This is a genomic window from Mesorhizobium sp. M7A.F.Ca.CA.001.10.2.1 (assembly GCF_003998575.1).
Lineage (GTDB): Bacteria > Pseudomonadota > Alphaproteobacteria > Rhizobiales > Rhizobiaceae > Mesorhizobium.
In genome coordinates, this window is the sequence record NZ_RZQY01001128.1 from 1 (window position 1) to 977 (window position 977).

General features: G+C 69.3%; 1 pseudogene. It reads left to right on the forward strand.

Annotated features, from left to right (window positions below):
- Positions 1-977 (forward strand): annotated as a pseudogene (locus EN964_RS39175) (autotransporter outer membrane beta-barrel domain-containing protein); the annotation flags it as partial.

The window sequence follows — 977 nt, forward strand, 5'->3', positions numbered from 1 at the left end:
GCGCTGCCGCCGGTGTTGCCGCTTCCGGCGATCGTGAACCTTGGCGGCGACGCCGGAAGCGGCAACACCGGCGGCAGCGCCAACGCGGTTGCGTCTGGCACCAGCGACATCACGACGACGGGCGACTTTTCCTACGGCATCTTTTCCAACGCCAGCGGCGGCAATGGCGGCCAGGGCGGTGACAACATCGTCAGTCTCGGCGTCGATGCTGGTGACGGCGGGGGTGGCGCTTCCGGCGGCACCGCATCGGCAAGCAACGCAGGCACGGTGGAAACATCGGGATTGGCTTCTTATGGCATGCTGGTGCGGTCGGCAGGTGGTGTGGGTGGCAATGGCGCCGATGGCGTCGGGGTCGTCAGCGGCGGCGGCAATGGCGGCGGCGCCACTTTGGGCGGAAATGCCACGGGCAGCAATTCGGGCGGCATCATAACGCATGGTGATTTCGCCAGCGGCATGGCCGTACAGTCGGTCGGCGGCGGCGGTGGTGGCGGCGGCGACGCCTTCGGCCTGTTCGGCGGCGGTGGCACCGGCGGCGCAGGCAATGATGGCGCCAATGCAACCGGTACCAACACCGGCAACATCACCACCAATGGTCGGGGTGCTATTGGCATGCTGGTCGAATCGATCGGTGGCGGCGGCGGCGATGGCGGCGGCGCAGCCGGCATCGTGTCGATCGGCGGCACAGCCGGCGGCGGCGGCAAGGGCGGGACTGTCATCGCCAATGTCGGCGGCACGATAACAACTGGCGCTGACGGCAGCGGCGACGGCGCGCATGGCGTTCTGGCTCAGTCGGTCGGTGGTGGTGGCGGCAATGGCGGCTTTGCCCTGTCGGTCGCCCCGGCAGTCGCTGTCGCGATCGGCGGCGGCGGCGGAACCGGCGGCAATGCCGGAGCCGTCAACGTCAACCAGGCCGCGACCGGTCCGACGGTCGACACCAACGGTCGTTCGGCCATCGGCATCCTCGCACAGTCTGTGGG